The organism is Klebsiella pneumoniae, from assembly GCF_000742135.1.
GTDB classification, from domain to species: Bacteria; Pseudomonadota; Gammaproteobacteria; order Enterobacterales; family Enterobacteriaceae; genus Klebsiella; species Klebsiella pneumoniae.
On record NZ_KN046818.1, the window covers coordinates 2,195,358 to 2,220,693 of the forward strand.

At 59.4% G+C, this 25,336-nt stretch carries 28 protein-coding genes; 8 read left to right on the forward strand and 20 right to left on the reverse strand.

Annotated elements, in window-relative coordinates; genetic code table 11:
• The first annotated feature begins 122 nt into the window (after positions 1-122).
• A complete protein-coding gene (locus tag DR88_RS15045) occupies positions 123-1,049 on the forward strand; it encodes a LysR family transcriptional regulator (RefSeq protein WP_004148289.1) in 927 nt (308 codons plus the stop codon).
• On the opposite strand, the gene mdcH is transcribed toward DR88_RS15045, so the two are convergent.
• From mdcH to DR88_RS15000, 9 genes are all read right to left on the reverse strand, one after another.
• On the reverse strand, positions 1,039-1,941 hold the full coding sequence (gene mdcH, locus DR88_RS15040) for a malonate decarboxylase subunit epsilon (protein WP_002903633.1): 903 nt from the start codon (positions 1,939-1,941) through the stop codon (positions 1,039-1,041). The genes DR88_RS15045 and mdcH overlap by 11 nt on opposite strands.
• Positions 1,941-2,558: a malonate decarboxylase holo-ACP synthase gene (locus DR88_RS15035; RefSeq protein WP_025862200.1), complete on the reverse strand. Its 618-nt coding sequence runs from the start codon at positions 2,556-2,558 to the stop codon at positions 1,941-1,943. The genes mdcH and DR88_RS15035 overlap by 1 nt, the downstream gene beginning before the upstream one ends.
• A 3-nt stretch (positions 2,559-2,561) precedes the next feature.
• On the reverse strand, positions 2,562-3,521 hold the full coding sequence (locus DR88_RS15030; RefSeq protein ID WP_004148291.1) for an AEC family transporter: 960 nt from the start codon (positions 3,519-3,521) through the stop codon (positions 2,562-2,564).
• A gap of 136 nt (positions 3,522-3,657) precedes the next feature.
• Positions 3,658-4,458, reverse strand: a complete 801-nt coding sequence (gene mdcE, locus DR88_RS15025) for a biotin-independent malonate decarboxylase subunit gamma (protein ID WP_004224637.1) — start codon at positions 4,456-4,458, stop codon at positions 3,658-3,660.
• Positions 4,458-5,291, reverse strand: coding sequence for a biotin-independent malonate decarboxylase subunit beta (locus tag DR88_RS15020; protein WP_004143105.1), 834 nt, complete (start codon positions 5,289-5,291; stop codon positions 4,458-4,460). The genes mdcE and DR88_RS15020 overlap by 1 nt, the downstream gene beginning before the upstream one ends.
• A complete protein-coding gene (mdcC, locus tag DR88_RS15015) occupies positions 5,284-5,583 on the reverse strand; it encodes a malonate decarboxylase acyl carrier protein (protein WP_004143106.1) in 300 nt (99 codons plus the stop codon). Before mdcC ends, DR88_RS15020 begins: the two co-directional genes overlap by 8 nt.
• 17 nt (positions 5,584-5,600) lie before the next feature.
• Entirely contained in the window at positions 5,601-6,443 is an 843-nt protein-coding gene (locus DR88_RS15010; protein WP_004143107.1) for a triphosphoribosyl-dephospho-CoA synthase, read from the reverse strand.
• The gene (mdcA, locus tag DR88_RS15005) at positions 6,443-8,098 is read right to left on the reverse strand and encodes a malonate decarboxylase subunit alpha (RefSeq protein WP_025862197.1); all 1,656 of its coding nucleotides are present in this window, start codon (positions 8,096-8,098) and stop codon (positions 6,443-6,445) included. The genes DR88_RS15010 and mdcA overlap by 1 nt, the downstream gene beginning before the upstream one ends.
• Before the next feature lie 224 nt (positions 8,099-8,322).
• The gene (locus tag DR88_RS15000; protein ID WP_002903679.1) at positions 8,323-9,357 is read right to left on the reverse strand and encodes an AI-2E family transporter; all 1,035 of its coding nucleotides are present in this window, start codon (positions 9,355-9,357) and stop codon (positions 8,323-8,325) included.
• Between the two features lie 243 nt (positions 9,358-9,600).
• On the opposite strand from DR88_RS15000, the gene DR88_RS31845 reads away from it, so the two are divergent.
• The 3 genes from DR88_RS31845 to kpnF all read left to right on the forward strand — a co-directional run bounded on the left by DR88_RS31845 (position 9,601) and on the right by kpnF (position 10,478).
• Entirely contained in the window at positions 9,601-9,681 is an 81-nt protein-coding gene (locus DR88_RS31845) for a hypothetical protein (protein ID WP_463728799.1), read from the forward strand.
• Between the two features lie 118 nt (positions 9,682-9,799).
• Positions 9,800-10,162: a multidrug efflux SMR transporter subunit KpnE gene (gene kpnE, locus DR88_RS14995; protein WP_002903681.1), complete on the forward strand. Its 363-nt coding sequence runs from the start codon at positions 9,800-9,802 to the stop codon at positions 10,160-10,162.
• Entirely contained in the window at positions 10,149-10,478 is a 330-nt protein-coding gene (kpnF, locus tag DR88_RS14990; protein WP_002903683.1) for a multidrug efflux SMR transporter subunit KpnF, read from the forward strand. Before kpnE ends, kpnF begins: the two co-directional genes overlap by 14 nt.
• 43 nt (positions 10,479-10,521) lie before the next feature.
• Here kpnF and DR88_RS0125695 read toward each other — a convergent pair whose 3' ends face one another.
• The 5 genes from DR88_RS0125695 to DR88_RS14980 all read right to left on the reverse strand — a co-directional run bounded on the left by DR88_RS0125695 (position 10,522) and on the right by DR88_RS14980 (position 14,474).
• A complete protein-coding gene (locus tag DR88_RS0125695; RefSeq protein WP_002903685.1) occupies positions 10,522-10,638 on the reverse strand; it encodes a hypothetical protein in 117 nt (38 codons plus the stop codon).
• Between the two features lie 13 nt (positions 10,639-10,651).
• A complete protein-coding gene (locus DR88_RS14985; RefSeq protein ID WP_032443870.1) occupies positions 10,652-11,464 on the reverse strand; it encodes a trypsin-like serine peptidase in 813 nt (270 codons plus the stop codon).
• A gap of 786 nt (positions 11,465-12,250) precedes the next feature.
• Complete coding sequence (ydgU, locus tag DR88_RS31850; RefSeq protein ID WP_049244021.1) at positions 12,251-12,334, reverse strand: small membrane protein YdgU; 84 nt, start codon at positions 12,332-12,334, stop codon at positions 12,251-12,253.
• A 68-nt stretch (positions 12,335-12,402) separates the two neighbouring features.
• Positions 12,403-12,822, reverse strand: coding sequence for an acid resistance repetitive basic protein Asr (asr, locus tag DR88_RS0125710; protein WP_002903693.1), 420 nt, complete (start codon positions 12,820-12,822; stop codon positions 12,403-12,405).
• 164 nt (positions 12,823-12,986) lie between these two features.
• Positions 12,987-14,474 carry a carboxypeptidase M32 gene (locus DR88_RS14980; RefSeq protein ID WP_002903695.1) on the reverse strand — a complete coding sequence of 496 codons (1,488 nt, stop codon included), beginning with the start codon at positions 14,472-14,474 and terminating at the stop codon, positions 12,987-12,989.
• Between the two features lie 216 nt (positions 14,475-14,690).
• Here DR88_RS14980 and DR88_RS31460 point away from each other — a divergent pair, with 216 nt between their 5' ends.
• The gene (locus tag DR88_RS31460; protein ID WP_004206050.1) at positions 14,691-14,783 is read left to right on the forward strand and encodes a KPN_01571 family protein; all 93 of its coding nucleotides are present in this window, start codon (positions 14,691-14,693) and stop codon (positions 14,781-14,783) included.
• Between the two features lie 30 nt (positions 14,784-14,813).
• Here the strand turns inward: DR88_RS31460 and ynfM are convergent, their stop codons facing one another.
• Positions 14,814-16,064 carry a multidrug efflux MFS transporter YnfM/SxtP(Kp) gene (gene ynfM / locus DR88_RS14975; RefSeq protein WP_002903698.1) on the reverse strand — a complete coding sequence of 417 codons (1,251 nt, stop codon included), beginning with the start codon at positions 16,062-16,064 and terminating at the stop codon, positions 14,814-14,816.
• Positions 16,065-16,194: 130 nt separating this feature from the next.
• On the opposite strand from ynfM, the gene ynfL reads away from it, so the two are divergent.
• The 3 genes from ynfL to bioD all read left to right on the forward strand — a co-directional run bounded on the left by ynfL (position 16,195) and on the right by bioD (position 19,264).
• The gene (ynfL, locus tag DR88_RS14970; protein ID WP_021469331.1) at positions 16,195-17,097 is read left to right on the forward strand and encodes a multidrug efflux transcriptional activator YnfL/SxtR(Kp); all 903 of its coding nucleotides are present in this window, start codon (positions 16,195-16,197) and stop codon (positions 17,095-17,097) included.
• A gap of 123 nt (positions 17,098-17,220) precedes the next feature.
• Entirely contained in the window at positions 17,221-18,441 is a 1,221-nt protein-coding gene (gene mlc / locus DR88_RS14965; protein ID WP_002903701.1) for a sugar metabolism global transcriptional regulator Mlc, read from the forward strand.
• A gap of 127 nt (positions 18,442-18,568) precedes the next feature.
• Positions 18,569-19,264, forward strand: coding sequence for a dethiobiotin synthase (bioD, locus tag DR88_RS14960; RefSeq protein ID WP_002903703.1), 696 nt, complete (start codon positions 18,569-18,571; stop codon positions 19,262-19,264).
• On the opposite strand, the gene clcB is transcribed toward bioD, so the two are convergent.
• The 5 genes from clcB to ynfE all read right to left on the reverse strand — a co-directional run bounded on the left by clcB (position 19,217) and on the right by ynfE (position 25,218).
• Positions 19,217-20,512 (reverse strand): voltage-gated ClC-type chloride channel ClcB, encoded by a 1,296-nt coding sequence (clcB, locus tag DR88_RS14955; RefSeq protein WP_004148305.1) that lies wholly within the window; start codon positions 20,510-20,512, stop codon positions 19,217-19,219. The two genes, bioD and clcB, sit on opposite strands and share 48 nt — an antisense overlap.
• 133 nt (positions 20,513-20,645) lie before the next feature.
• The gene (gene dmsD, locus DR88_RS14950) at positions 20,646-21,254 is read right to left on the reverse strand and encodes a Tat proofreading chaperone DmsD (RefSeq protein WP_032443871.1); all 609 of its coding nucleotides are present in this window, start codon (positions 21,252-21,254) and stop codon (positions 20,646-20,648) included.
• A gap of 41 nt (positions 21,255-21,295) precedes the next feature.
• A complete protein-coding gene (locus DR88_RS14945; protein WP_032443872.1) occupies positions 21,296-22,153 on the reverse strand; it encodes a DmsC/YnfH family molybdoenzyme membrane anchor subunit in 858 nt (285 codons plus the stop codon).
• A gap of 1 nt (position 22,154) precedes the next feature.
• Positions 22,155-22,772, reverse strand: coding sequence for a DMSO/selenate family reductase complex B subunit (locus tag DR88_RS14940; protein WP_032443873.1), 618 nt, complete (start codon positions 22,770-22,772; stop codon positions 22,155-22,157).
• A 10-nt stretch (positions 22,773-22,782) separates the two neighbouring features.
• The gene (gene ynfE / locus DR88_RS14935) at positions 22,783-25,218 is read right to left on the reverse strand and encodes a selenate/tellurate reductase subunit YnfE (protein ID WP_004148307.1); all 2,436 of its coding nucleotides are present in this window, start codon (positions 25,216-25,218) and stop codon (positions 22,783-22,785) included.
• Positions 25,219-25,336: the final 118 nt, after the last annotated feature.

Genomic DNA, 25,336 nt, shown 5'->3' on the forward strand with positions numbered 1-25,336 from the left:
GGTCTTCCCTTTTTTGCGTTATTTACCGGCTGAGGCCGCGCGCTGCCTGCAACTTTGGCGTCATAAAAGATATACTGGTTTGAATTGAAATAAGAAAATTAAACCAGGAGTGTGGAAGGGCTATGAAAGACGATATTAACCAGGAGATCACCTTCCGCAAGCTGTCGGTCTTTATGATGTTTATGGCGAAAGGTAATATCGCCAGAACCGCCGAAGCGATGAAACTCAGCAGCGTCAGCGTTCACCGCGCGCTGCATACCCTGGAAGAGGGGGTGGGCTGCCCGCTGTTTGTCCACAAAGGGCGCAACCTGCTGCCGCTGCAGGCGGCGTGGACGCTGCTTGAATACTGCCAGGATGTGATAAGTCTGATGAACCGCGGCCTCGAGGCGACGCGCAAGGTTGCAGGCGTCGGTCAGGGGCGGTTGCGCATCGGTACCCTCTATTCTCTGACCCTGGAAACCGTTCCGCGCATCATTATGGGGATGAAGCTGCGTCGCCCGGAGCTGGAGCTGGACCTGACGATGGGTTCAAATCAGATGCTGCTGGATATGCTGGAAGACGATGCCCTCGATGCCATCCTGATCGCCACCAACGAAGGGGAGTTCAATAATACCGCTTTCGACGTGGTGCCGCTGTTTGAGGACGATATTTTTCTCGCCGCCCCGGCGACCGAACGGCTGGATGCCTCACGGCTCGCCGATCTGCGCGATTACGCCGACCGCAAGTTTGTTTCGCTGGCGGAGGGGTTCGCCACCTATGCCGGATTCCGGGAAGCATTCCACATCGCCGGCTTCGAGCCGGAGATCGTCACCCGGGTGAATGATATTTTCTCGATGATTAGCCTGGTGCAGGCTGGCGTCGGTTTTGCCCTGCTGCCGGGGCGGATGAAGAAAGTGTATGAGAAGGATGTACAGCTGCTAAAGCTGGCGGAACCCTACCAGATGCGCCAGCTGATCTCTATCGTCTATTCGCACCATCGCGAACGCGATGCCGACCTGCTGGCGCTGGCAGCGGAAGGACGGATGTACGCCCGCAGTATTAATCGCTAAGCCGCTGCGCCAGATGGCGGGCGACGTCCAGGCCGCTGCGCTCCAGCGCAATGGTCTCCCCGCGCCAGCCCGCCTGGCGGGTCAGGCAGGTGAGCACCCCCCCGGGGGGCATCTCAATGGCTAAACGCGCATCGCGCTCATCGGCGGCGACCATCGCCTCCTGCCAGTGGACCGGGCGCGCCATGTTCATCGCCAGATCGTCGGCGATCCGCTGCGGATCCCACAGCACGCGCGCCGTCGAGCCGCTTAAATAGGCGCACCGTGGGCGCCTTAAGCTGGCGCCGGCAAAAGCTTTCGCCAGCTCAGCGGCTGGTTTATCCAGCAGCGCGCAGTGCGACGGCACGCTGACCGCCAGCCGCTGGGCTTTACTGGCGCCAGCCCGCAGCGCCAGCTGCGCCACCTCGGCCATTGCCTCATCACGGCCCGCAATCACGAACTGCGTTTCGGCGTTCAGGTTGGCGAGATAAACCTCGTGGCCCTGCATCAGCGCCTCAACCCGCGGGCGGGTCAGGCCCATAATCGCCGTCAGTCCGTAACCTTCAGGATACGCCTGTTCCATTAAGTCCCCGCGCAGGGCCACCAGCCGCAACGCGCTGGCGAAATCGAGCGCGCCGGCAATCACCGCGGCCGGAAACGCGCCGATGGACAGGCCGCTGACCATCTGCGGATCCACGCCCTGACGCTGTAGCTCGCGCGCCCAGGCGACACCGGCGATCAGCAGACAGAGCTGGACCGCACGGGTGTGTTGTAGCGCGTCGGCGCTATCGAGAGTAGCGACTTCATCCCCCAGCACGGCGCGCGCCTGGGTGAGGATCGCCTCGCGATCGGGGATCATCGCCAACATGCCGGGACGCTGGCCGCCCTGACCGGGAAAGGTAAATAAAATCTTCATTATTCCTCCCTGTGCCACGGCGTCGCGGTTAAGCGCGCGCCGCGGGACGTTTTCAGCAGCGCGCGCCCGTCGCGCAGCCATTCATTAAGGGCGAAGGCGCCGTACGGCGTTTCGAGCTGGGTATCAGCGCGGCATGGGAGTTGGGCCACCCGGGTCTGCCATTCCAGCAGCGCCTCGCGGTCCAGCGGCTGTGGCGCGCGGATCAGCAGATCCAGATCGCTGGCCGCATGCAGCACCGGGATCTCGGTTGCCAGCGCGTAGCCGGTACTGCCGGTGACGCCCCAGCCCCAGGGCCAACGGTGTAAGGTGAGGGCGATAGCCCCCTGGACCGGCGGCTGCGAGACAAACGGCGAGCAGAGTAATGCTTCGCGCTCGACAAGCATCTCCGGGGTGACGCTGCGCACGATATTGCGCGCCTGTACCCAGCCGGCGGCGCGCTGCTCGCGCTTCATGCCCCGCACCCCAACCGGGACGCGGGCCTGGTCGTCAACGTCGCGCCTCACCACCACCGGCAGCGCGGCTCGCCACTGCTGAGCCACCCACGGCTCGGCAATGTCTTCCAGGGCGCTGGCGTGGTTTAACCAAACTAAATCGTGGGGACACGGCGTTGCTGACATGGTTTACAGTCCTGAAGTCAAAGAGATAAACAGCGGTAGCGACAGGATACACAGAACCGAGCTCAACAGCAGCACGGCTTCAGCATCCGGAGACTGTACGCCGAAGCGGTTGCCGAAGACCACGCCGAAGAAGCCGGCGGCCAGGGCTATCATCAGGATCGCGGTAATGGCAATGGAACCGTGCAACCCAAGTAACATCACCAGACCCCAGGCAATAAACGGCTGCACCAGCAGTTTCACGATGGTTGATGTAGCGATCAGCGCATTGAGCTGCAGTTTACGCGCCGACAGGATCACCCCGGTGAGGAACAGCGCGGCGGCGGTGGCGGCCAGGCCCAGCGGTTTGATCGACGCCAGCAGCAGGTCCGGCATTTTAATGCCGATCGCGGAAAGCACCACCCCAAGCAGCGGGCCCCAGACGATCGGTTTTTTCACCGAACGCCACATCAGCACCGGCAGCATTGCCAGCGTAGAACCGCTGTTTTCACCCGCGGCGCGGGCTTTTTCACGCTCCAGAATCAGCAGGCAGAACGGGGTCATCAGCACCGAGCCGCAGGCGATAGAGACCGCCACCGACAGTGAGGTTGACGCGCCTTCACCCAGCACGCTGCCGAGGATCGGCAGACCTAGCGCGGCATAGTTTGGCAGGGCGACGGTGAGGGTCAGCACCGCGGCATCCTGCGGCGTGCGTTTGAACACGCTGGTGGCGAGGAAGTAGATCGCGGCATAGGTGATCCACATCGCGCCGGTCAACACCAGCACCAGCGGCGACTGGGCGACGATCCCGGCCCACGGCGTTTGTACCGTGGCGCTAAACAGCGTGGCGGGTAAGGCAAAATCCATTACAAAAATATTAAGCAGCGAGACGTTTTTGTTATCTACCATCCCGGCCTTACCGGCCCAGAAGCCCAGCAGCATGATAACGAAAATCGGGGCAAGAGCATGAATAATCACATAAGTCATAAATCACCTGTAAATAAGATAGAGTACTGGCGCGATTGTTATTTTTTCTAAAAGCCGTCCCTACCCGGCGCGGTTATTACGCGCTCCGGGGGACGGCTTCCGGCAGGTTTTCTTCTACTACTTACGTACGAACGTCTTACCAGCTGGCGCGCATGCGATCGCGAACCAGTTGCGAGCTGCGGCGGTTTTCCGCGCCCAGGCGGCACTTCAGTGAGGCATCGGTGCGCGCATCAGCGATGGCGTCGCGCAGCGTGTTGCTGACCAACGACAGATCGTGGTCGTCAGGGGCATCCGGATTATTAATATCCAGCAGGGCGGAGAGCAGGCCGAGCGTCGCATAGTTGCTGACGTCGTAGGCCATTGGCGGAATGGTAGCCGCCAGTTTCTCCAGCGCCTCTACGGTACGCAGCGTAATGCGCGCCGCCGACGCTTTACCCATCGCGTGGACCAGCACGCCGCTATCGTTAAAGGCGATCAGGCGGTTGGCCTGGTAGCCGTGGGCCAGAAACGCCCCGGACATCGCTTTGCCGACGATCAGGCCAATTACCGGGTGGCCGGCCAAACGGGCTTTGGCATAAGCGCCAGCCGCCCCGGCCAGCGCCTGGTGAATGCCGAAAGCTTCTTCGCGGCGGCCATAGGCCTGGCTTGGCACATCGATCACGGCGACGATCGGCCGTTTGACTGGCTGGTCGGCGTCGGCGGCAATGGTTTCATTAACCACTTTCGCCAGCGTCCAGCCTTCCAGCAGGCCAACTTCGCCGCCGGCGGCGCGCGGGTAGTGGTTGTTAGCATCCGGGACCACGGCGATAAAACGCACGTTTTCGCCATTAATCTGGCCGTCTGCCACCTGGACGGAAGGGCACAGGCCGCTCATCAGCGGCGCGTCGGGCGCCAGTTTGTTCAGCCACAGCGCGGCGCGGTTTGGGAACTGACTCATTATTTATCCTCCCGGGCAAAAAGCTGTTTAATCTGCGCGGTATCCGCCTGCTGGCGGGTGTCGAACTGGCTCAAGCGACGCAGATAATCGTCATAGTTGTCGCTGCGGTGCTGTACCGGTACGCCTTTGGCGATCGCCTCATTCATTGCGGTTTTAACGGCGTTAACGCCATCGTTAACCAGCGCGTCGACCAGTCCGCTGGCGGCGCGAATTTCGCCGCCGGTCATGCTCCAGATAAACGGCCGGTTGCGGGAGTCGTACTCTTCAATGCCGGCTTCCTGCTCGATAACCTGCGGGCCGTTGAGGCCGAGACGGGCTTCACGAGTGACGATAAGGTAACTGCACAGCGCGGCGGCGATAGACATACCGCCAAAGCAGCCGACGGTGCCGGCGATGATGCCGACTACCGGCGTGTAGCGGCGCAGATCGACAATCGCCGCGTGAATATCAGCGATGGCGGCCAGACCGAGGTTGGCCTCCTGCAGACGTACGCCGCCGGTTTCGAGGCACAGCACCGCCTGGGTCGGGATACCGTTGCGGTTATCTTCCGCCGCCAGCTCCAGCGCGGCGGCCATTTTGGCGCCGGACACTTCGCCCATACTGCCGCCCTGGAAGGTGCCCTCGATGGCAATCACCACCGCAGGCTGGCCGTTGATCGTGCCTTTGGCGACCACCATACCGTCATCGGATTGCGGGACGATGCCCTGGGCGCCGAGCCACGGCGACATAATACCGTCAAACGGATCCAGCAGTTCGCGGTAGCTGCCGTCGTCCAGCAGGGCGTGGGCGCGTTCGCGAGCGCGCAGTTCGATAAAGCTGCGATCGTTACGCATGAGCGGCCTCCTCAAAAACCTGTTCAATACGAATACGGGCGACGCCCGGCGTGGCGCCGAAGTCGTGGATAATCAACTGCCCGGCGGGCAAGCCGTTGATCAGGTTCAACCTGTCGAACAGCGCCTGCCAGCGCGCCTGGCTGTTATCCACTGAGGTGGTGATCTGTACGTTGAGCGTGGCGCTCTGTGCGGCGGTATAAAGTACTTCCATATCGCCTGAACCCACGACTCCTGCCAGCGCTCGGCCGCTGAGGGCGCGGCTGGCAGGAAATGACAATGTAATCTGTTCCATAACATCCTCTGAATGCGTTAGCCGGCAACTCTGTCGAGAAACAGGGTGGCGGCAAGGAGATCGGCGGCGCCTCCCGGCGAGGCGTTTAGCGCCAGCATGATTGCGTCCAGGCGGGCCAGGGCGGCGCGCCCGGCGAAACTGGCGCAACCGCCAGCCGCCAGCACCTCACAAGCGCCTTGCTGCATGGCCTGCAGCCCGGCCATACCGGCGCGCGACAGCACGCAGGTATCGCTCAGCGAGGTCATGATGGCCATCAGCGCATCAAGCTGCGCCTGCGGCTCACTGGCGCCTCGCGCCCGGCTGTGCTGCAGTTGCGGCAGCGCCAGGCGGGTGATATGCGGGAAACCACACTGCGCTTCCTCGCGGGCGCCTGGCACCTGCCAGCGGCGGCTGGCGCGAAGCCCTTTACTAAAGCTTTTCGGCGCGAAGCCGTCGGGCAGGCGGGCGAGGGCGGCGGCGGCGTCGGCGATCGCCTGTGACTGACCCTCTCCACCCAACATCGCCACCGCGCTGACCAGCAGGCCTAGCGCCCAGATAGCGCCGCGGTGGGTGTTAACCCCACCCGTCGCCAGCATCATCTGCGCTTCGCCTTCGCGGCCAAGGCGGCCGACGGTTTCGCGCAGCGCGATGTCCGCCGGGCGACGCCAGCTTTGCTCGGCCAGCGCGTGAAAGGTCGGCTGCAGGCTGCGGGCGGAGCGCTCCATCAGCGCCAGATTCAGGTCCTGATGCGCGCCGTTGCCGCGGCTATCCACCAGACCCGGTTTCGGGCTCAGACGGGCTTCGTCAATCAGACAGGCGCTGGCGGTATGCGCCAGCCAGCTGACGCGGCTTTCTGCGTGCAGGGGGGAGAGATTTTTCATTACCAGCTCCGGAATTTTGCCGGTGGGTTGTACAGTCCGTCGGACCACTCCACCAGGTCGGCGACGCTGCCGGCGGCCAGCAGGGAGCGGGTGGCATCGCTGCGGCGAATCCCGAGATCTTCCGGGTAGACCACTTTGCCGCTCTGACGCAGCGCGGCGACGCGTTTGGCGTCCACTCCAAGGCCGATATCGGTGATCCCGGCCACCGCGGCGACCATCGCCCGGCGCTCTTCAAGGCTCTCCGCACGGTACAGGTAGGCGATACCCTCTTCGGTCAGGACGTGGGTGACGTCATCACCATAAATCATCACCGGCGCCAGCGGCATGCCGGAGGTTTTCGCCACCTCAACTGCATCCAGCGTCTCAACGAAGGTTGGTTTCACGCCGGCCTGGAAGGTTTCGACCATCTGCACCACCAGCTTTTTCCCGCGCTGCATCGGGTCCGGCTCGGTGATCATATTGAGCCATGCCGGGGTGGCGTGGCGGCGACCGTGCGGGTCGTGGCCCATGTTCGGCGCGCCGCCGAAGCCGGAAAGACGGCCGCGGGTGACGGTCGAGGAGTTAGCCAGACCATCCACCTGCAGGGTTGAACCAATGAACAAATCTACCGCGTACTGGCCCGCCAGCTGGCAGAAGGCGCGGTTAGAGCGCATCGAGCCATCCGGGCCGGTAAAGAAGATATCCGGGCGGGCGCGGATGTACTCTTCCATCCCCAGTTCGCCGCCGAAGCAGTGCACGCTCTCCACCCAGCCGCTCTCGATGGCCGGGATTAAGGTTGGATGCGGATTCAGGGTCCAGTGTTTACAGATTTTGCCTTTCAGGCCGAGCTGCTCGCCATAGGTCGGCAACAGCAACTCGATGGCGGCGGTATTAAAGCCGATACCGTGGTTAAGCGACTGCACCTGATGTTCCGCATAGATGCCCTTGATCGCCATCATCGCCATCAGTATGTGTTCTTGCTTAATCAGGCGCGGATCGCGGGTGAAGAGCGGTTCGATAAAGAACGGCTTGTCGGCAACCACCACGTAATCGATCCACGAGCCGGGAATATCGACGTGCGGCAGATCGCATTCGTCGTCCACCAGTTCGTTGACCTGGGCTATCACAATGCCGTCGTGGAAGGCGGCGGCTTCGACCAGCGCCGGGGTATCTTCGGTACTCGGTCCGGTATACAGGTTGCCTTTACGGTCCGCTTTATAGCCGGCGATCAGCGCGACGTTTGGCGACAGATCGACGTACAGGCGGGAGTAGAGTTCAATATAGGTATGGATGGCGCCGATTTCGAGCAGGCCATCTTCCAGCAGCTGCGAGATACGCAGGCTCTGGGTGCCGGAGAAAGAGAAATCCAGCTTGCGGGCAATACCTTTTTCAAACAGGTCCAGATGCTCGCTGCGCCCGACGCTGGGCATAATCATATGCAGGTCGTGGATTTTTTGCGGATTAACTTCCGCCAGCATGCGCGAGAGGAAATCGGCCTGTTTCTGGTTGTTGCCTTCCAGCACAACCCGGTCGCCGGGGGCGAGCAGGTTTTCCAGTACGCTGACCAACTGGTCAGTCGGGATGACCTTACCTGGCATGTTCGCCTCGGCCAGCCGCCGCTGTTTTTCCGTTCGGCGACGGTTCCAGACCCGCCCCGTCGTTTGTTCGGCATTCATTAATAACCTCCTGATTCGACAAATCGTTTTGTTTGTCCTGGTGGAGATTAGTGTGCGACGCGAGGCTATGAGCATCAATTAAGCGCGGTGGCCGATCGTTAGCATCAGAGTAACGATTCCGCCGCAACGTTTGTGATGCGGATCAATAATACATAAGGCGTAGTGGTCTACGGAGAGAGTGTAGGGCAGGGAGCAGGCCGGCGAAGCGCCGGCCTGCGGAAGGACTACTGTTTACTGACATCGCTTAATAAGAAAGCGATACTCTGCCCGCCGCTGGTCTGCTCGAGGGCAATTTTGACGATAATCGTCAACGGCACCGAGAGCAGCATGCCAACCGGACCCAGCAACCATCCCCAGAAGATTAAGGACAGGAATACCACCAGCGTCGAGAGGCCCAGCCCGCGCCCCATGATACGAGGTTCGAGAATATTGCCGAATACCAGGTTGACGATCAGGTAGCCGGCCAGCACTACCAGCGCCTCGTACAGACCACCGAACACCAGCACCTGCAGGATCGGCGGAATGGCCGCCAGCACGGAACCGATATTGGGAATATAGTTCAGCGCGAAGGCCAGTAGCCCCCACATAAAGGCGAAGCGCACATCCAGCAGCACCAGCATGCCCCAGACCACCAGGCCGGTGATCAGGCTTATCGCAGTTTTCAGCACCAGATAATGCGATACGCTGTCGATGGCCCGCTGGATGGCGCCCATGCCTTCTACTGGTCTGGACATTAACTGCTGCAGCTTAGCGGGAAGCTGCGGCACCTCCAGCAGCATAAACACCACCGTCAGCAGCAGCAGAAAAATAGAGGACATGGCATTCGACAGCTGAGTGAGCAGGCTGGTGACCAGGGTCATTACGGCGTTAGGGTCGATGTACTTATTGAGCTCGACCACCGAAACGGTGAATCCCATACGCTGCAGCCAGGGCGCGATGGTTTGCATCGGCTCATAAAGATAGTTGCGATACTGCGGCAGGGTGCGCGCCAGCTCGTTGAGCGAGGTCCCCAGCGAGGCCAGCAGCACAATGGCTAACATAACAATCAGGCCAATCAGTAGCGAGATCGCCAGCACGCGCGGCACCCGGCAGCGGACCAGGAGCTGGACCAGAGGATTGATGATCACCGCCAGAAAAAGCGCCAGGATAAACGGGACGATTATGTCCGCCGCAAAGCGAATGCCGGTAAGGATGATCACCAGCATGCCCAACATGATGACCATCTTTAATCCGTTAAGTGTAATAATGGGTTTAGCCATAGGATCCCGACCTCAAACTTCCTTGCCTATTAACAGGTTGCGTTACATTAGCATAATGACGCTTTTTTGCAGAACAAACGCATTGAAGAAAAACCGCGGCGTAAAGAATTGCAAAGTCTTTGAATTAAATGTAGCACTATGCTACAAATCTACCTGTGTTTAACTACTGAGGACAATTTTCATCCGCACCGGACGAGAAGCAACACCGCGGATAATTGTAATTTTATGGACAATCAGTTCAGGATGTATATTTTAAATCACCCCGCAGTATCCCTCACTTTTTCCCGTTTTGCCGGCGAACAGCACTGGCATTCGGCGCTATAGTCACCTTCTTTCTGCCTGAGCTGGCGCCAAGCGCACAGCGATATCTACGTCAGAAATTTTCCTGTTTACGTCTCGCGTAAACGGTAATGGATTATATTCTCAAGCAGGAGAAGGGATCATGTTTTATTGGATTTTATTAGCTTTAGCAATTATTGCTGAAATTACCGGCACCTTGTCTATGAAATGGGCAAGCGTGAGCGGCGGGCACACCGGCTTTATTTTAATGCTGGCCATGATTGCCCTGTCATATATTTTTCTTGCCTTTGCGGTTAAAAAGATTGCCCTCGGTGTGGCCTATGCGTTGTGGGAAGGGATCGGTATTTTACTGATTACCTTGTTCAGCGTGCTGCTGTTTGATGAGAGTCTGTCCCTGCTGAAAATAGCCGGCTTGACCACCCTGGTGATAGGGATCGTCTTAATTAAGTCCGGCACCCAGAAAAAAGCGTCTTCCAAGCAGGAGGTGGCCCATGCAGCAGTTTGAGTGGATCCACGCCGCCTGGCTGGCAATCGCCATTGTGCTGGAAATTATTGCCAACGTCTTTTTGAAGTTTTCCGACGGCTTCCGCCGCAAGATCTACGGCATCCTGTCCCTGGCGGCAGTATTGGGCGCGTTCAGCGCCCTGTCGCAGGCGGTTAAAGGGATCGATCTCTCGGTCGCCTATGCGCTGTGGGGCGGCTTCGGTATCGCGGCGACCATCGCCGCCGGCTGGGTGCTGTTTGGTCAGCGTCTGAATAACAAAGGCTGGGCGGGGGTTATCCTGCTGGTAGCCGGCATGGTGTTAATTAAACTCGCCTGACGTCTCGCCGCCTGCAAAGCCAGGCGGCAAACGGAAACTTCCTTCACGCCTGGCCCCGCTGTAATTGTGTCAGGTGACGCTGAGGGCTGCGCAGGTTCACTGCTTTCGGCTGGCGGAAAATCATTTCCGCCAGGACGATGTCAATAATGATATTCTTCACCGGCCTCGGTCCATTACTCACCGGCAAGCGCCTCCAGCTTATCGCGAAAGCCAGTCACCGCAATGGCGCGATTGTCCGCCCGCCAGCGATCCTGCGGGCCGGGGGCCGAACTCTGCACGGCGATCACCTGCCAGCCGTCCTCCGTTTTCAGCAGCAGCGGCGAGCCGCTGTCGCCAGGCAGGGTGTCACACTGATGCGACAGTACGCTGGTTTGCGCCCACCCTGTCACGATGCAATCCTGGTGGCTGTAAAGATTATCGAGATGATCTTCAGGATAGCCAGACTGGGTAACTTTACGGTCCGCCGCCTTCAGCGCGGCGGTGAGATCGGCCTTGCTGCCCGGAAAGAGCGGGATCGGCGCAATGCCAGACGGAGCATAGCGCAGCACGATCAGGCCAAAATCGGACGGCGCCGCAGCGGAAGGGACAATCCAGCCGTCGCCATCGGCTTTCAGGCGTCTGCCTAAGCTGGGATCGACTCGCCCGTCAATGCCGTGGATCTCATAGACCCAGTTGCCCTTGCGGGAAATAAAGCGCAGGGCGACCGCTTTGTCCGGCTTGCCGCGCGGGGGCGTTAACAGACAGTGGCCCGCGGTCAGCGCCAGATGCGGAGAGATGAGCGTCGCCGTACACAGATTGCCGCTGGCGGTTTCCAACTGGCCAATCGCGTCCCACGGACTCTCCTCGGGGCGGTTCACCGCTTTGCGGTCATCGCGACCGAAAAACAACGTCTTAATATCTTTGGCGCTCAGTCCGCTATCATCGGCATGTGCGCCCAGAGGTAACAGATAAAATGAACACAGTAATAACAGAACGTCTCTACGCATATCACTCTCTGGGGAGGCTATGATGTCTATTGACAGTAGCAGGAGATTTAAGTTTTTGAAAGTAAACAATAATTCTAAACAGGCCAAACCGTATACCACATCAGCGCGCGGTGGGGTCTGGCGCTGGTAAAACCTCCTGATTTCAAGCGGTTAATACCAGTGTTCTGCTTGTGCTATTTCCGCAGAAAGTGGCGTCTTGCGCAACAAAATTCATGTATCAGAACGTACTGAATTCGGTTAATAATGCAGCAATTCATCCGTGGGATTATTCCTGGTTTGTCAGCATAATGCCCAAAAATAATACTTTTACCCACCAGATCTTCACCGGAATTCGCACTTCTTTACGCCTCTCGTAATTATTTTCAATGCGAAACATTTTCTCACCGAAAACGTTGTTACCGTCGCCCTGCCGTTGAGTAAATAGAGAGGTAGTACCGGCGATGATAGCCTGAACTCTATTTCCCCTGCGTTCGGAGGGCTTATGTCTAAAAAAGGTATTCGCGCACTGGTTTATGTTTCCCTGGTCTCAGTCGCTATCTGGGGCGCGACCGGCTATCTGGTGATGGAAGCAGTGCGTGCATTGTGATGGGCGCGCCACCCGGCAAGGGCCAGGCGTGCGCCATATTACGACTAACATGTCTGGCGTCTTCTGGCGCCGGACATTTTTTTGCGCCGCAGAGAGTCACAGGATAATGGGAAGCGGGGAGCGGGTCAGCGATAGCCGCACGGTATTCATTTTAATGAAAAGCTGGTAGAAGCAGCAAAATGCGAGCGCGGGATAAATAATTAAGAGAGGAAAAAACGGGTTGCAACCACTGCGCATATAATTAGCAGGATCAGGATGAGCTCAAAACGATAGCGCCGCAGCATAGTGCTCTCCAGAAAAAACGGCGCTGAAACAGCGCCGATTATTAAGAAGGTTGGTTCACCGGGAGGAATTATGCTGCCGGCTGTGCAGTCGGTTTAGCGGCCTGGTGTTTAGTGGTTTTGTGGTGTTTTTTCGCTGCCTGCGCTTTCTGGGCTGCCGGTTTAGCCGCAGCTTTGTGATGCTTTTTCGCCGCCTGAGCTTTCTGCGGAGCAGCTGGTTTAGCTGCTACTTTTTTGTGTTTTTTAGCGGCCTGGGCTTTCTGAGCAGCGGCTGGTTTAGCTTCTGCTTTTTTGTGTTTTTTGGCAGCCTGAGCTTTCTGCTCTGCGGCCGGTTTTGCCGCGGCTTTGTGGTGTTTTTTGTGATGGGTGGTCTTGGCAGCCGTGCTGTGGGTGGCAGCCGGTGCCTGAGTGGTGCTTACTGCGTCAGCAGCGAAAGCGGCGGAAGAGAGACCCATAGCAGCGGCAACGACCAGAGCTAATACTTTTTTCATTCTGATATCCTCGAAAAGTTTTCTTAATTTCAACCCCACTGCGGGGCCGGTGAAATCACTATATGCTTGTCTTTTCGAGCTTTCCGTGAGTGTTTGGTATCGGCGTGTAACCGAATGTACAAGGCAGGAACGACAGGACGCGCCGGGTAGCCCGGCGCGTATGATTACAGGTAGCGAGTGGTCAGGTGCTCGCGGAAGTAGCGGCTATTAAGATCCTCACCGGTGGCCTGCTGAATCAACTGCGAGGTGGTGAAGCGGCTGCCATGCTGCCAGATATTCTGCCGCAGCCAGTCGAACAGGGCGCTGAAATCGCCTTCCTCAATATCGCGATCTAACGTCGGCAGCGCGCGGCGGGCCGCGGCCATCAGCTGCGCGGCATACATCGCGCCCAGGGTATAGGAAGGGAAATAGCCGAATCCGCCGTCGGTCCAGTGAATATCCTGCATGCAACCATCCCGATAGTTGCCGGTGGTCGACAGCCCCAGCCAGTGCTGCATTTTCTCGTCCCACAGCGACGGGATATCATCTACCTCAATCTCGCCGTCGATCAGCGCACGTTCAATTTCATAACGCAGGATGACATGCGCCGGGTAGCTCACCTCATCGGCATCGACGCGAATAAAGCCGGGTTTCACCTGCTGATTCCAGGCGACAAAGTTGTCCTGGCTAAAGGCCGGCCGATCGCCAAACCGCTCGCGCACCGCCGGTAACAGGCGGTTAAGAAACCGCTCGCTGCGTCCCAGCTGCATTTCAAAAAACAGGCTCTGCGACTCGTGGATAGCGGTGGAGCGGGCGAGTCCTACGGGCTGGTCGACCCACGGGCGAGGTAGATTCTGCTCGTAGCGGGCGTGGCCGGTTTCGTGGATCACGCCGAACAGAGCGCTGAGCAGGTCGTTTTCGTTGTAGCGGGTGGTGATGCGCACATCCTGGGGTACGCCGCCGCAGAACGGGTGGGCGCTGATGTCGAGGCGCCCGCCGTCGAAGTCAAAGCCAAGAATGCGCATCGCCTGCAGGCCCAGCTCCCGTTGTTCAGCAATGGGGAAAGGCCCCTGCGGGGCGATTAGCGTCTGCTTCGCCTGCTTCTCCACCGCCTGGCTAAGCAGGGAAGGTAGCCACGATTTGAGATCGGCGAACAGGCTGTCCAGCCGCGCGCTGGTCATATCCGGTTCGAAAATATCCAGCAGCGCGTCGTAGCGTGAGCCGCCCCTGGCATCGGCGCGGATCTGCGCTTCCTGGCGGCTCAGTCTGACCACCTCGCGTAGGTTGTCGGCAAAGCCCGTCCAGTCATTGGCGGGACGCTGGCTGCGCCAGGCATGTTCGCAGCGGCTGCCGGCCAGCGATTTTGCTTCCACTAGGCTCTCCGGCAGCAGCGCCGCCTGATCGTACTGACGCTGCATTTCCCGCAGGTTGGCCTGTTCAACATCATTAAGATCCTGCTGGCGGGCCTCCTGTAACCATTGTCCCACTTTTTTATCGGTCAGGATTTGATGCTGCAGCACGCCGAGCTCGGCCAGCGCTTCGCCGCGGGCGACGCTCCCGCCCGGGGGCATCATCGCGAACATATCCCAGCCGGCGATGGCGGCGAGATGCGAAAAGCGCGACAGGCGCTGAAAGGTACGGGTAAGCTGCTGATAAGGCGTATTTTCAGTCATAGTGGCGTTCGGTCCGTGACAGGTGAATAAAGAGATTATCGCTTTGCCTCTACACTATCCTGATACGCCCGGCGGGTCGAGCGTTGCGCACAGGGGAAGGGAAAGACACATGGCGGGAGAATAAGCTCACCTCTGTGATCGGTGTGACAGAAAACGGTAACATATCGGTACTAAACTGTGATCGATTACACAGGTCTGGAGGTTCGGGGGTGGTTTATGAATCCGTTCACCTGGCTGTTTATTGCACTGCTGTCCGTTGATGCCGTCAGAGAGCTGATGGGCTTGTCTTCCATAATGGGCATGTGGTGAAACGTGGCCCGCAGGCCACGTCACACGCGACTATTTCAGTCGCTGATGTAAGCAGGTGCCGGTCAACAGCGCGGCAAGGAGCAGCAGCGCGATAAACCCACCGACGCCGTTCCAGCCGTAGTGATGCCAGAATACCCCGCCTAACGTCCCGGCAAGACTTGAACCCAAATAATAGCTGAACAAATACAGCGATGACGCCTGACCGCGGGCGCGGCGGGCGCGTGGGCCAATCCAGCTGCTGGCGACGGAATGCGCGGCGAAGAAGCCAGCGGAAAACAGCAGCATGCCGATGAAAATAAGCCACAGGGAAGAAAAGAGCGTCAGCAGCAGGCCGCAGAGCATCACCGCTGTAAAGCCAAGCATCACCGGCCCGCGGCCAAAGCGTACGGTCATGGCCCCTGCCTTCGGTGAACTCCAGGTCCCGGTGAGATAAGCTACCGACAGCAGGCCTACCACCGCCTGGCTTAACGACCACGGCGACATCATCAGCCGGTAGCCAATATAGTTAAACAGGGTGACAAAAGCGCCCATCAGCAGAAAACCTTCGATGAACAGCAGCGGCAGGCCACGGTCGCGCCAGTGCAGACGGAAGTTAATCAGCAGCGTTTTCGGTCGCAGCGAGGTCGGGCGGAAATGGCGCGACTCGGGCAGGATACGCCAGAACATAATCGCCGCGGCCAGCGCAAAGCCGCTGATCGCCGCCAGCGCCACGCGCCAGCCGAAGAAATCGGTAAAGACCCCGGTCAGCAAGCGGCCGCTCATGCCGCCGATGGAGTTGCCGCTGATATAGAGTCCCATCGAAAAGGCGACGAAACTGGGGTGGATCTCCTCGCTCAGATAGGTCATGCCGACCGCCGCTACGCCGCTCAGCGACAGGCCGATGAGAGCGCGCATAATCAGGATGCCGTGCCAGCTGGTCATCATAGTCGACAACAGTGAACAGCAGGCGGCCAGCAGCAGGGCGGTGACCATCACCGGCTTGCGGCCTATAGCGTCCGACAGCGGGCCGGTAAACAGCAAGCCCACCGCCAACATCGCCGTGGAAATTGAAAGCGAAATACTGCTGCTGGCCGGCGACACGCCAAACTCGTTCGACAGCACCGGCAGGATCGGCTGCACACAGTAGAGCAGGGCAAAGGTGGCCAGACCGGCGGAGAACAGCGCGAGAGTGACGCGCATAAACTGCGGGGTGCCACGCTTAATAAACGGATCCGGGCGGGATGCACCAGCGACGCTGACCTCGCCCGCCGGCACGGTGTCAACGGTTGTTGTACGACTCACAGAGAATTCCTTGCGTAGAAGTTGCTGCTTACCAACAGAGTGTTGTGACCATTCAGCTCACATTTTTAGGGTATGAAAATGTAAATATTCTGTCTAATATATTAATAATCTCAAATAAGACGTTTTAAATATGAATATCGAGTTGCGTCATTTGCGCTACTTTGTCGCCGTCGCCGAGGAGCTACATTTTGGCCGCGCCGCGGCGCGACTAAACATCTCTCAACCACCGCTAAGCCAGCAGATTCAGATCCTTGAGCAGCAGACCGGCGCTCGCCTGTTTGCCCGTACCAACCGCAGCGTCAGCCTGACGGCGGCCGGAAAGCAGTTTCTCGCCGATAGCCGACAAATCCTCGCCCAGGTGGATGAGGCGGCTGCTCGCGCCGCCCGTCTACACCATGGCGAAACGGGTGAGCTGCGCATCGGCTTTACCTCCTCAGCCCCTTTTATTAAGGCCGTCTCCGATACGCTATCGATGTTTCGCCAACGCCATCCGGATGTGCATATTCTCACCCGCGAGACTAACACCCGCGAACAGATAGTGCCCCTGAGCGAGGGGGCTCTGGATTTGGGGCTGCTGCGCAATACTCAACTGCCGGATACCCTGGCGTGGGAGCGGGTTCTGCGCGAGCCGCTGTTGGCGATGGTCCCGGCGAATCACCCGCTGGCCCGCCAGCCCTCGGTCAGCCTGGCGGCGCTGGCGCGCGAGCCCTTCGTCTTTTTCGACCCGCACGTCGGCACTGGCCTGTATGACGACATCCTCGGCTTGCTGCGCCGCTACGGCCACACGCCGAAGATTGCCCAGGAGGTGGGGGAGGCAATGACGATTATTGGTCTGGTGGCCGCCGGCCTGGGGGTATCGATCCTCCCGGCCTCCTTTCAGCGCGTCCAGCTCAGTGAAATGCGCTGGCTGCCGATCGACGAACAGGATGCGGTATCGGAGATGTGGCTGGTGTGGTCTAAACACCATGAGCAAGGGGCACTGGCAAAACGCTTTCGTGAGGCGCTGCTCTCCTGGAAAAGCGAGCATAATTGAGGCGAAAAGGGGCTGGAAATGTGCGGTAAATCACAAGGCTAAGTAAAAATTTGACGTTCACCGTCGAAGTGCTTCACCATAGCCGAAAGTTTATTTCGAAGCGCGAAAATAAGGGAGTCAATGGTGGTAGCGGATAGTCAACCAGGCCATATCGATCAAATAAAGCAGACCAATGCGGGCGCCGTGTATCGCCTGATTGATCAGCTCGGCCCGGTATCGCGTATCGACCTTTCCCGATTTGCGCAACTGGCGCCGGCCAGCATCACCAAAATCGTCCGCGAAATGCTGGAAGCGCATCTGGTTCAGGAGACCGAGATCCAGGAGCCCGGCAGCCGCGGCCGCCCGGCGGTGGGGCTGATGGTGGAGACCGAGGCATGGCACTATCTGGCGGTGCGCATCAGCCGCGGTGAGATCCATCTTTCGCTGCGTGATTTAAGCAGTCAGCTGGTGGTGGAGGATCAGCTGGAGCTGGCGCTCACCGACAGCACGCCGTTTCTGACGCGCGTTATCGACCATATTGATCGTTTCTTTATTCGCCATCAAAAGAAGCTGGAACGCCTTACCTCCATCGCCATGACGATGCCCGGTATTATCGATACCGAAAATGGCATTATTCATCGCATGCCGTTTTATGAGGATGTTAAAGATGTCCCGCTCGGCGAAGCGCTGGCCAATCATACCGGGGTGCCAGTCTATATTCAGCATGACATCAGCGCCTGGACTATGGCGGAATCTTTGTTTGGCGCCTCGCGCGGCGCCCGGGACGTCATTCAGGTGGTCATCGATCATAACGTCGGCGCCGGGGTGATCACCGATGGGCGCCTGCTGCACGCCGGCAGCAGCAGCCTGGTGGAGATTGGCCATACCCAGGTCGATCCCTACGGCAAACGCTGTTACTGCGGCAACCATGGTTGTCTGGAGACGATTGCCAGCGTAGAAAGCGTGCTGGAGCTGGCGCAGATGCGCATGGCGCAGTCGATGAGCTCGCTGCTGCACCAGCGTCCGCTGAGCGTGGAGTGGCTTTGTCAGGCGGCGCTGCAGGGCGATTTGCTAGCCCGGGACATCATCAGCGGCGTGGGTAATCACGTTGGGCGGATTCTGGCGATCATGGTCAATCTGTTTAATCCGCAGAAAATTCTGATTGGCTCGCCGTTCAATCTGGCGGCAGAAATTCTTTTTCCGGCAATTTCCAGCTGTATTCGGCAACAATCTCTCCCAGCCTATAGCCGGCATATTACCGTTGAAAGTACTCAGTTCTCCAACCGCGGAACGATGGCTGGCGCGGCGCTGGTTAAAGATGCGCTCTATAACGGATCCTTACTCATACGACTGTTACAGGGTTAACATTTTTTCATAGTCACACCAAAAATTGCGCTATCTCAAGCTGACCTCAGACGGCTTCACGTAGACTTTGCCCACCGTTGATTATTTCTCTCCCGTATATTTCATCGACAAAACTGTGGGGTTAGTGATGTTTAAGCGTTTCTTTATTACAGGTACAGACACCTCTGTCGGGAAGACAGTGGTTTCCCGTGCGCTGTTGCAGGCACTTGCTGCCAGAGGCAAAAGCGTGGCCGGGTATAAGCCTGTGGCGAAGGGCAGCAAAGAGACGCCGGACGGTTTACGTAACAAAGATGCGCTGGTGTTGCAGAGCGTCTCCACGCTGGCGTTACCTTATGAGGCTGTCAACCCCATCGCCTTAAGCGAAGACGAGAGCAGCGTGGCGCATAGCTGCCCGATCAACTACGGTCTGCTGTCCGATGGTTTGCAGCGTCTGGCCGCGCAGGTCGAACACGTGGTGGTTGAAGGCACCGGCGGCTGGCGCAGCCTGATGAACGACCTGCGGCCGCTCTCCGAGTGGGTGGTTCAGGAGCAGCTCCCAGTGCTGATGGTGGTGGGGATCCAGGAGGGGTGCATCAACCATGCGCTACTGACAGCCCAGGCGATCGCCAATGACGGTTTACCGCTGATTGGCTGGGTGGCCAATCGGATCAACCCCGGTCTGGCGCACTACGCCGAAATCATCGATGTCCTCAGCAAAAAGCTGCCGGCGCCGCTGATCGGCGAGCTGCCTTATCTACCGCGCGCCGAACAGCGTGAGCTGAGCCGCTACGTCGACTTAGACATGCTCGGCAACGTGATGGCGATAGATCGAATCCCGGCGTAACGTCCGCGACAGCACAGACGACACGACGCAGGTTATCAGCAGACCGGGCAGCAGCGTATACTGCCCGGTCATCTCGCAAATCATCAGGGTTGACATGATCGGCGCATGGGTCGTGGCGGCCAGAAACGCCGCCATGCCGGTCAGACCCATCATGATGGCCATTTCTTCACTTCCCGGTAGCCACAGCCTGCTGAAGCAGGCAAACAGCATGCCCATCGCCAGGCCGACAAACAGCGTCGGGGTGAAGACCCCGCCAGGCGCGCCGGAGCCGCTGCTGGCCAGCACCGCCAGCAGTTTGCAGATAAATACGCCCACCAGCAGCGCACCGGACGGCGGCAGCAGCAAATAGCTTTGCACTACGCTGTAGCCGTTGCCCCATACTGCCGGGGTGATGAGCGATAAGCCGCCGACAATTAGCCCGCCCAGCGCCAGCTGCCACGGCGGCGCCAGCTTTAGTTTAACGAACCCGCGGTGGCTGTAGTCCATCAGCCAGATAAACAGCGGCCCGCACAGCCCGGCCAGCAGGCCAGTCGCCAGCATTAAGCCATAGTGCAGGGCGCTGAGGTTTTGCTGTAACACGACGTGATACAGCGGCGCGGCGCCGCCATTAAGAAACTGCGTCAACAGCAGGGCGATCACCGCCGAGATCACCACCGGCCCAAGCGAGGCCAGCATCAGCGTACCAAAGAGAATTTCAGCAATAAACAGGCTGCCGGCCAGCGGGGCATGATAGGCGCTGGCCATCCCGGCAGCCGCGCCGCAGGCGACCCATAGCTTCCATTCACTCTGCGGCGTGAAGCGACGGGCAAACAGCGAGGCCGCCAGCGCGGCCAGCAGGATCATGGCGCCTTCCCGGCCAATCGCGCTGCCGGTCACCACGACCAGCAATGACGCCAGTGATTTCACCAGGCTTGCCGGCGTATCGAAACAGCCGTCGCCGGTCTCCAGGGCTTCCATATAATCGGTGGCGGCATGCGGACGCGCGACGCTGCGTCGTTGCCAGAGCCAGAGTAAGGTTCCCGCCGTCAGGCCGCCCAGCGCGGGGGTAACCAGCCGACGCCACGCCGGCAGCGACTGTGCGGCGTTGACCAGGCTCCCGCTGTCATTACTGAGCAACAGCGTTTCCAGCACCACCATAGCGTGGCGAAACAGCGCCACCGCCAGGGCGGCGAGAAGGCCAATCAGGGTGGCGATCAGCAGGCGGCGAAACATCACCTGCACATCAGGATAGGGATGAAGACGATGCATTAGTCACGGCGAGGTTCGGAAAACATTGGCTTATTGTGATAGGGAATAACCTTAGATGCAAAAGCGATAAGTGCGGGTGAAAGGCTGGGAAGCGGCAAAATAAAACCGCGCCGGATATCGGCGCGGCGAAGGGTTAACGATAGAGCGGTTTTTGCGCCACGGCGATCGGCAGACTCTCCTGCCACTGCGCCAGAGTCGCCTGCGCCAGCTGACCCAGCGCCTGATAGAAGGGGTGGGCGGCATGGTCGACAAAGACACTCAGGAAACGCCCGGACCACGGCAGCAGGTGCCAGGCCAGCAGCTGAGCGAACAACGCATCCTGCTCCGTTTCGCACAACCATGCCGCCAGGAGTAGCACGGTGCCGAAATGATCTTCCGGTTCGTTGCCATCGGCCTCCAGCGCGATACCGTTCTCGCGCATCCACTGGCGCAGAGCCAGCGTGGAATCGCCAAACAGCACAGACTCTTTATCCAGCCAGACAGAGCCCCAGGGCGGCGCCGGCAGGGCCCATGGCCCGATAAACAGGCGCTGCCAGGCTTCCGGCAACGTTTCTTCAGCCGATGCGGCAAACCCTGACGCCAGCAGGGCTGCGACCGGGAAGGGCCACTGCTGCTGCCAGCTCCCGTCCTGGAAGGCGGCGACCAGCGGCGCAATTTCCGCGCTATTCGGCGCATAAGAGAACAGCGCGCCCAGGGTGCGGGCGCTTAACGCGACGGCGTCGCGATTTGGGAACGGCATCATCACTTATTCCTTTCTGCGGCGCGCGCCTGCGCGCCGTCTCATTAACCGGCAACCGCCATACCGACGGTCATATGCAGACCATAAAACAGGCCGCGGCCAATACATTCGGCGATCAAGACCAGCAGCAGGCCGATCAGCAGCCTCGTAGCGCGCGGCGGCTGGCGGCGGATCAGCGGACATAGCCAGCAGCCGAGGCCCAGCGCCAGCAGTACCAGGCGTAGCGCCTGGAGTTTGCCGTAATCTGGCAGCAGGGTGGCCGCCTGCTGAACCGAGCTGTGAAGGGTACTGAGCCCGGCGCTTTGCATAATGATAACTGCGGCGCTGATGACCAGCGCGGCCACGCTCAGTCCGGCAAAAAACCAGCCGTTAAAGTCGACTTTCGCCAGCCGCAGCAGCAGGGCGGCAAACAGCGGCCCGCTGAGGAGCACCGTCAGAAAGAACGCGCTGGTGGTGTAGCCATTGTACCATGTTGGCACGGTATTGATTTGGTAAACCCGGGTCATTGCGAGGACAAACAGCAGCCCTAACAGCATGGCGATCGCCAGCCAGACTTTACCCAGCGTCGCCGGCATTTTTTCCAGCACCGCCAGCAGCCACCAGAATCCGCCCACGGCGAAGAACAGAGCGCCGCTGGCGATTGCGTTGCTCAGCGCCGAGGCGCCGATGCGGTTCAGCGAGTTAAACGCGCGCAGCGGTGAACCGAGATGCATCACCGAAGCAAGAAAACCAATGCCCATCAACAGCCAGATAAAAAACATATTGCGCACCAGCCGCCGCCGGGCTTCCCGTTGGTCCCCCAGCGCCAGCCAGCCAAGACCGCTGACGATGGTCGCGCCGACCACGCACTGACCCAGCACCGTAAACAGCACCAGCGGCCATTCATGCCATCCGTTTCCCATCTCACACCTCCTTCGGGTTCGCCAGGTAACCGGTGGTATCGCCACACGGCCGGGCATTGGCGTTAGGTTTGATAACGATACTCGGCCGGGTAAAGTGCGCCGACGGCAGCGGCGCTACCGCGGCCAGCTGGCCGTGCTTAGCGCGCAGTTCGGCAATTGGCCCGAAATCCAACGCCCGCAGCGGGCAGGACTCGACGCAGATCGGCTTTTTCCCCTCGGCGACGCGCTCGTGACAGCCATCGCATTTGGTCATATGGCCTTTGTCGGCGTTATACTGCGGGGCGCCGTACGGGCAGGCCATATGGCAGTAGCGGCAGCCAATGCATACCTCTTCGTTGACCACCACAAAACCGTCTTCGCGCTTATGCATCGCGCCGCTCGGACAGACCTTGGTGCAGGTCGGATCTTCGCAGTGGTTACAGGCGATGGAGAGGTAATAGGCAAACACGTTCTGCTGCCAGACGCCGTTGTCCTCCTGCCAGTCGCCGCCGGCATACTCATAGATCCGGCGGAAGCTGACCTCCGGAGTCAGGTTCTTGTAGTCCTTACAGGCCAGCTCGCAGGTTTTGCATCCGGTACAGCGAGCGGAGTCGATAAAGAATCCATATTGCGTGCTCATGGTTTACTCCTTAAACCTTCTCGATATCGACCAGGTTGGTATGCTGTGGATTCCCCTTCGCCAGCGGCGACGGGCGGTGGGTGGTCAGGGTATTCATGCAGGCGCCATGGTCGATCCGATCTCCGGTCATATTGGCGTCGTGCCAGGCGCCCTGGCCCATCGCCGAGACCCCCGGCATGATGCGTGGCGTCACTTTCGCCGGAAGACGGACTTCGCCGCGCTGATTAAAAACGCGCACCATATCGCCGTTTTTAATCCCGCGTTTTTCCGCGTCAAGCGGATTGATCCATACTTCCTGGCGACAGGCCGCTTGTAATACATCAACGTTGCCGTAGCTGGAATGGGTGCGCGCTTTATAGTGGAAACCAAACAGCTGCAGCGGATACTGGCTGCGCAGCGGATCGTCCCAGCCTTCAAATGTGGAGGCGTAGACCGGCAGCGGGCTGATAACTTCGTCTTTCTCCAGCTGCCAGCGGGCGGCAATCTCTGCGAGTCGGCTGGAGTAGATTTCAATTTTGCCGGACGGGGTTTTGAGCGGATGCGCTTCAGGATCGCGCCGGAAGTCGCGATAGGCGACGAAGTGGCCGTTCGGGTCTTTGCGCTTGTAGATGCCCATTCGCTTCAGATCCTCGTAGGCCGGCAGCGCCGGATCTTTCGCCACCATTTTGGCGTACAGATACTGCAGCCACTGTTCCTGGGTACGTCCCTCGGTAAAACGTTGATGCACGTCGTCGCCGAGTCGTTTCGCCACTTCGCTTAGGATCCAGTAAATCGGTTTGCGTTCGAACTTCGCTGAGGTGGCGGGCTGAATAAAAATCAGATAGCCCATATTGCCGGCGTAATCGTTAGGAATGATATCCTCCTGCTCAACGGTCATCAGGTCGGGCAGCAGCAGGTCGGCGTATTTCGCCGACGAGGTCATAAAGTTGTCGATAACCACAATGGTTTCGCACTTGCTTTCATCCTGCAGAATTTCGTGGGTCTTATTGATGTCGGAGTGCTGGTTGATGATGGTGTTGCCCGCGTAGTTCCACAGGAACTTGATCGGCACATCCAGCTTCTCTTTTCCGCGTACGCCATCGCGGCTGGCGGTCATCTCTGGACCGCGCGCGATGGCGTCGGTCCAGGTAAAGCAGGAGATGGCGGTCTTCACCGGGTTTTCCAGCACCGGCAGGCGCTCAATGGTGATGGTGTAGGTTGATTCGCGGGCGCCGCTATTGCCGCCGTTGATGCCGACGTTGCCGGTTAAGATCGGCAGCATGGCGATCGCCCGGGCGGTGAGTTCGCCGTTGGCCTGGCGCTGGGGCCCCCAGCCCTGGCAAATGTAGGCCGGCTTGCTCATGCCGATTTCGCGCGCCAGCTTAATGATGCGATCGGTGGGGATACCGGTTATACGCGAGGCCCACTGCGGCGTTTTAGCGATCCCGTCGTCGCCCTCGCCGAGGATATAGGCTTTGTAATGACCATTCGCCGGCGCCCCGGCCGGGAGCGTTTTCTCGTCGTAGCCAACGCAGTATTTATCAAGGAAAGGCTGGTCCACCAGATCTTCGTTAATCAACACCCAGGCGATACCGGCCACCAGCGCGGCGTCGGTGCCGGGGCGAATGGGGATCCACTCATCTTCCCGACCGGCGGCGGTATCGGTGTAGCGCGGATCGATGACGATCATTCGCGCGTTAGAGCGCTCGCGGGCCTGCTCCAGATACCAGGTAATGCCGCCGCCGCTCATCCGGGTCTCCGCCGGATTGTTGCCGAACATCACCACCAGTTTGCTGTTTTCAATATCCGAGGTGCTGTTGCCGTCGTTACTGCCGTAGGTGTAGGGCATGGCGCAGGCAATCTGCGCAGTACTGTAGGTACCGTACTGGTTAAGCGAGCCGCCGTAGCAGTTCATTAAACGCGCCACCGGCGACGCGGAAGGCGACGAACGGGTGATGTTGCCGCCGACGATCCCTGAAGAGTAGTTAATGTATACGGCTTCGTTGCCATACTGTGCTACCACGCTCTTCAGGCGGTCGGCGAGGGTATCCAGCGCCTCCTGCCAGCTGATGCGGACAAATTTGCCTTCTCCGCGCTTGCCGACGCGCTTCATGGGATAGTTAAGGCGATCCGGATGATTAATGCGCCGGCGAATCGAACGCCCGCGCAGGCAGGCGCGGACCTGATGGTCGCCGTAGCGGTCGTCGCCGGTATTATCCGTTTCGACGTAAACCACTTCATCATTACGCACGTGCAGCCGCAGGGCGCAGCGGCTGCCGCAGTTAACCGAGCAGGCGCCCCAGACAATGCGGGTTGTGTCGCCGGTAGCCTGTTGTACCGCCGCCGCGGCGCGGCGCAGCGTAAAGGGCAGGGTCAGCCCGCCGGCGGCCAGCGCCAGGGAGCCGAGGGCTGTAGATTTTAGTAGCGCGCGTCGGCTGACGCCGCCGGGAGATTCCTGATTCGACATTGCTCACTCCATGATAGTTATGCTGTGCGGAGAAGGACCGCCACGTCATTAACAGACGCAGGGGTGAGCGATAATACGTTATGGGTAGCCAGAAGACCTTATCCCTGGTCAATGCAGG

Bases quoted from the DNA above. Each gene is read 5' to 3' on its own strand.
- DR88_RS15045 (WP_004148289.1), top strand. From the start codon at position 123: ATGAAAGACGATATTAACCAGGAGATCACCTTCCGCAAGCTGTCGGTC.
- mdcH (WP_002903633.1), bottom strand. From the start codon at position 1,941: ATGAAGATTTTATTTACCTTTCCCGGTCAGGGCGGCCAGCGTCCCGGC.
- DR88_RS15035 (WP_025862200.1), bottom strand. From the start codon at position 2,558: ATGTCAGCAACGCCGTGTCCCCACGATTTAGTTTGGTTAAACCACGCC.
- DR88_RS15030 (WP_004148291.1), bottom strand. From the start codon at position 3,521: ATGACTTATGTGATTATTCATGCTCTTGCCCCGATTTTCGTTATCATG.
- mdcE (WP_004224637.1), bottom strand. From the start codon at position 4,458: ATGAGTCAGTTCCCAAACCGCGCCGCGCTGTGGCTGAACAAACTGGCG.
- DR88_RS15020 (WP_004143105.1), bottom strand. From the start codon at position 5,291: ATGCGTAACGATCGCAGCTTTATCGAACTGCGCGCTCGCGAACGCGCC.
- mdcC (WP_004143106.1), bottom strand. From the start codon at position 5,583: ATGGAACAGATTACATTGTCATTTCCTGCCAGCCGCGCCCTCAGCGGC.
- DR88_RS15010 (WP_004143107.1), bottom strand. From the start codon at position 6,443: ATGAAAAATCTCTCCCCCCTGCACGCAGAAAGCCGCGTCAGCTGGCTG.
- mdcA (WP_025862197.1), bottom strand. From the start codon at position 8,098: ATGAATGCCGAACAAACGACGGGGCGGGTCTGGAACCGTCGCCGAACG.
- DR88_RS15000 (WP_002903679.1), bottom strand. From the start codon at position 9,357: ATGGCTAAACCCATTATTACACTTAACGGATTAAAGATGGTCATCATG.
- DR88_RS31845 (WP_463728799.1), top strand. From the start codon at position 9,601: ATGTATATTTTAAATCACCCCGCAGTATCCCTCACTTTTTCCCGTTTT.
- kpnE (WP_002903681.1), top strand. From the start codon at position 9,800: ATGTTTTATTGGATTTTATTAGCTTTAGCAATTATTGCTGAAATTACC.
- kpnF (WP_002903683.1), top strand. From the start codon at position 10,149: ATGCAGCAGTTTGAGTGGATCCACGCCGCCTGGCTGGCAATCGCCATT.
- DR88_RS14985 (WP_032443870.1), bottom strand. From the start codon at position 11,464: ATGCGTAGAGACGTTCTGTTATTACTGTGTTCATTTTATCTGTTACCT.
- ydgU (WP_049244021.1), bottom strand. From the start codon at position 12,334: ATGCTGCGGCGCTATCGTTTTGAGCTCATCCTGATCCTGCTAATTATA.
- asr (WP_002903693.1), bottom strand. From the start codon at position 12,822: ATGAAAAAAGTATTAGCTCTGGTCGTTGCCGCTGCTATGGGTCTCTCT.
- DR88_RS14980 (WP_002903695.1), bottom strand. From the start codon at position 14,474: ATGACTGAAAATACGCCTTATCAGCAGCTTACCCGTACCTTTCAGCGC.
- DR88_RS31460 (WP_004206050.1), top strand. From the start codon at position 14,691: ATGAATCCGTTCACCTGGCTGTTTATTGCACTGCTGTCCGTTGATGCC.
- ynfL (WP_021469331.1), top strand. From the start codon at position 16,195: ATGAATATCGAGTTGCGTCATTTGCGCTACTTTGTCGCCGTCGCCGAG.
- bioD (WP_002903703.1), top strand. From the start codon at position 18,569: ATGTTTAAGCGTTTCTTTATTACAGGTACAGACACCTCTGTCGGGAAG.
- clcB (WP_004148305.1), bottom strand. From the start codon at position 20,512: ATGCATCGTCTTCATCCCTATCCTGATGTGCAGGTGATGTTTCGCCGC.
- dmsD (WP_032443871.1), bottom strand. From the start codon at position 21,254: ATGATGCCGTTCCCAAATCGCGACGCCGTCGCGTTAAGCGCCCGCACC.
- DR88_RS14945 (WP_032443872.1), bottom strand. From the start codon at position 22,153: ATGGGAAACGGATGGCATGAATGGCCGCTGGTGCTGTTTACGGTGCTG.
- DR88_RS14940 (WP_032443873.1), bottom strand. From the start codon at position 22,772: ATGAGCACGCAATATGGATTCTTTATCGACTCCGCTCGCTGTACCGGA.
- ynfE (WP_004148307.1), bottom strand. From the start codon at position 25,218: ATGTCGAATCAGGAATCTCCCGGCGGCGTCAGCCGACGCGCGCTACTA.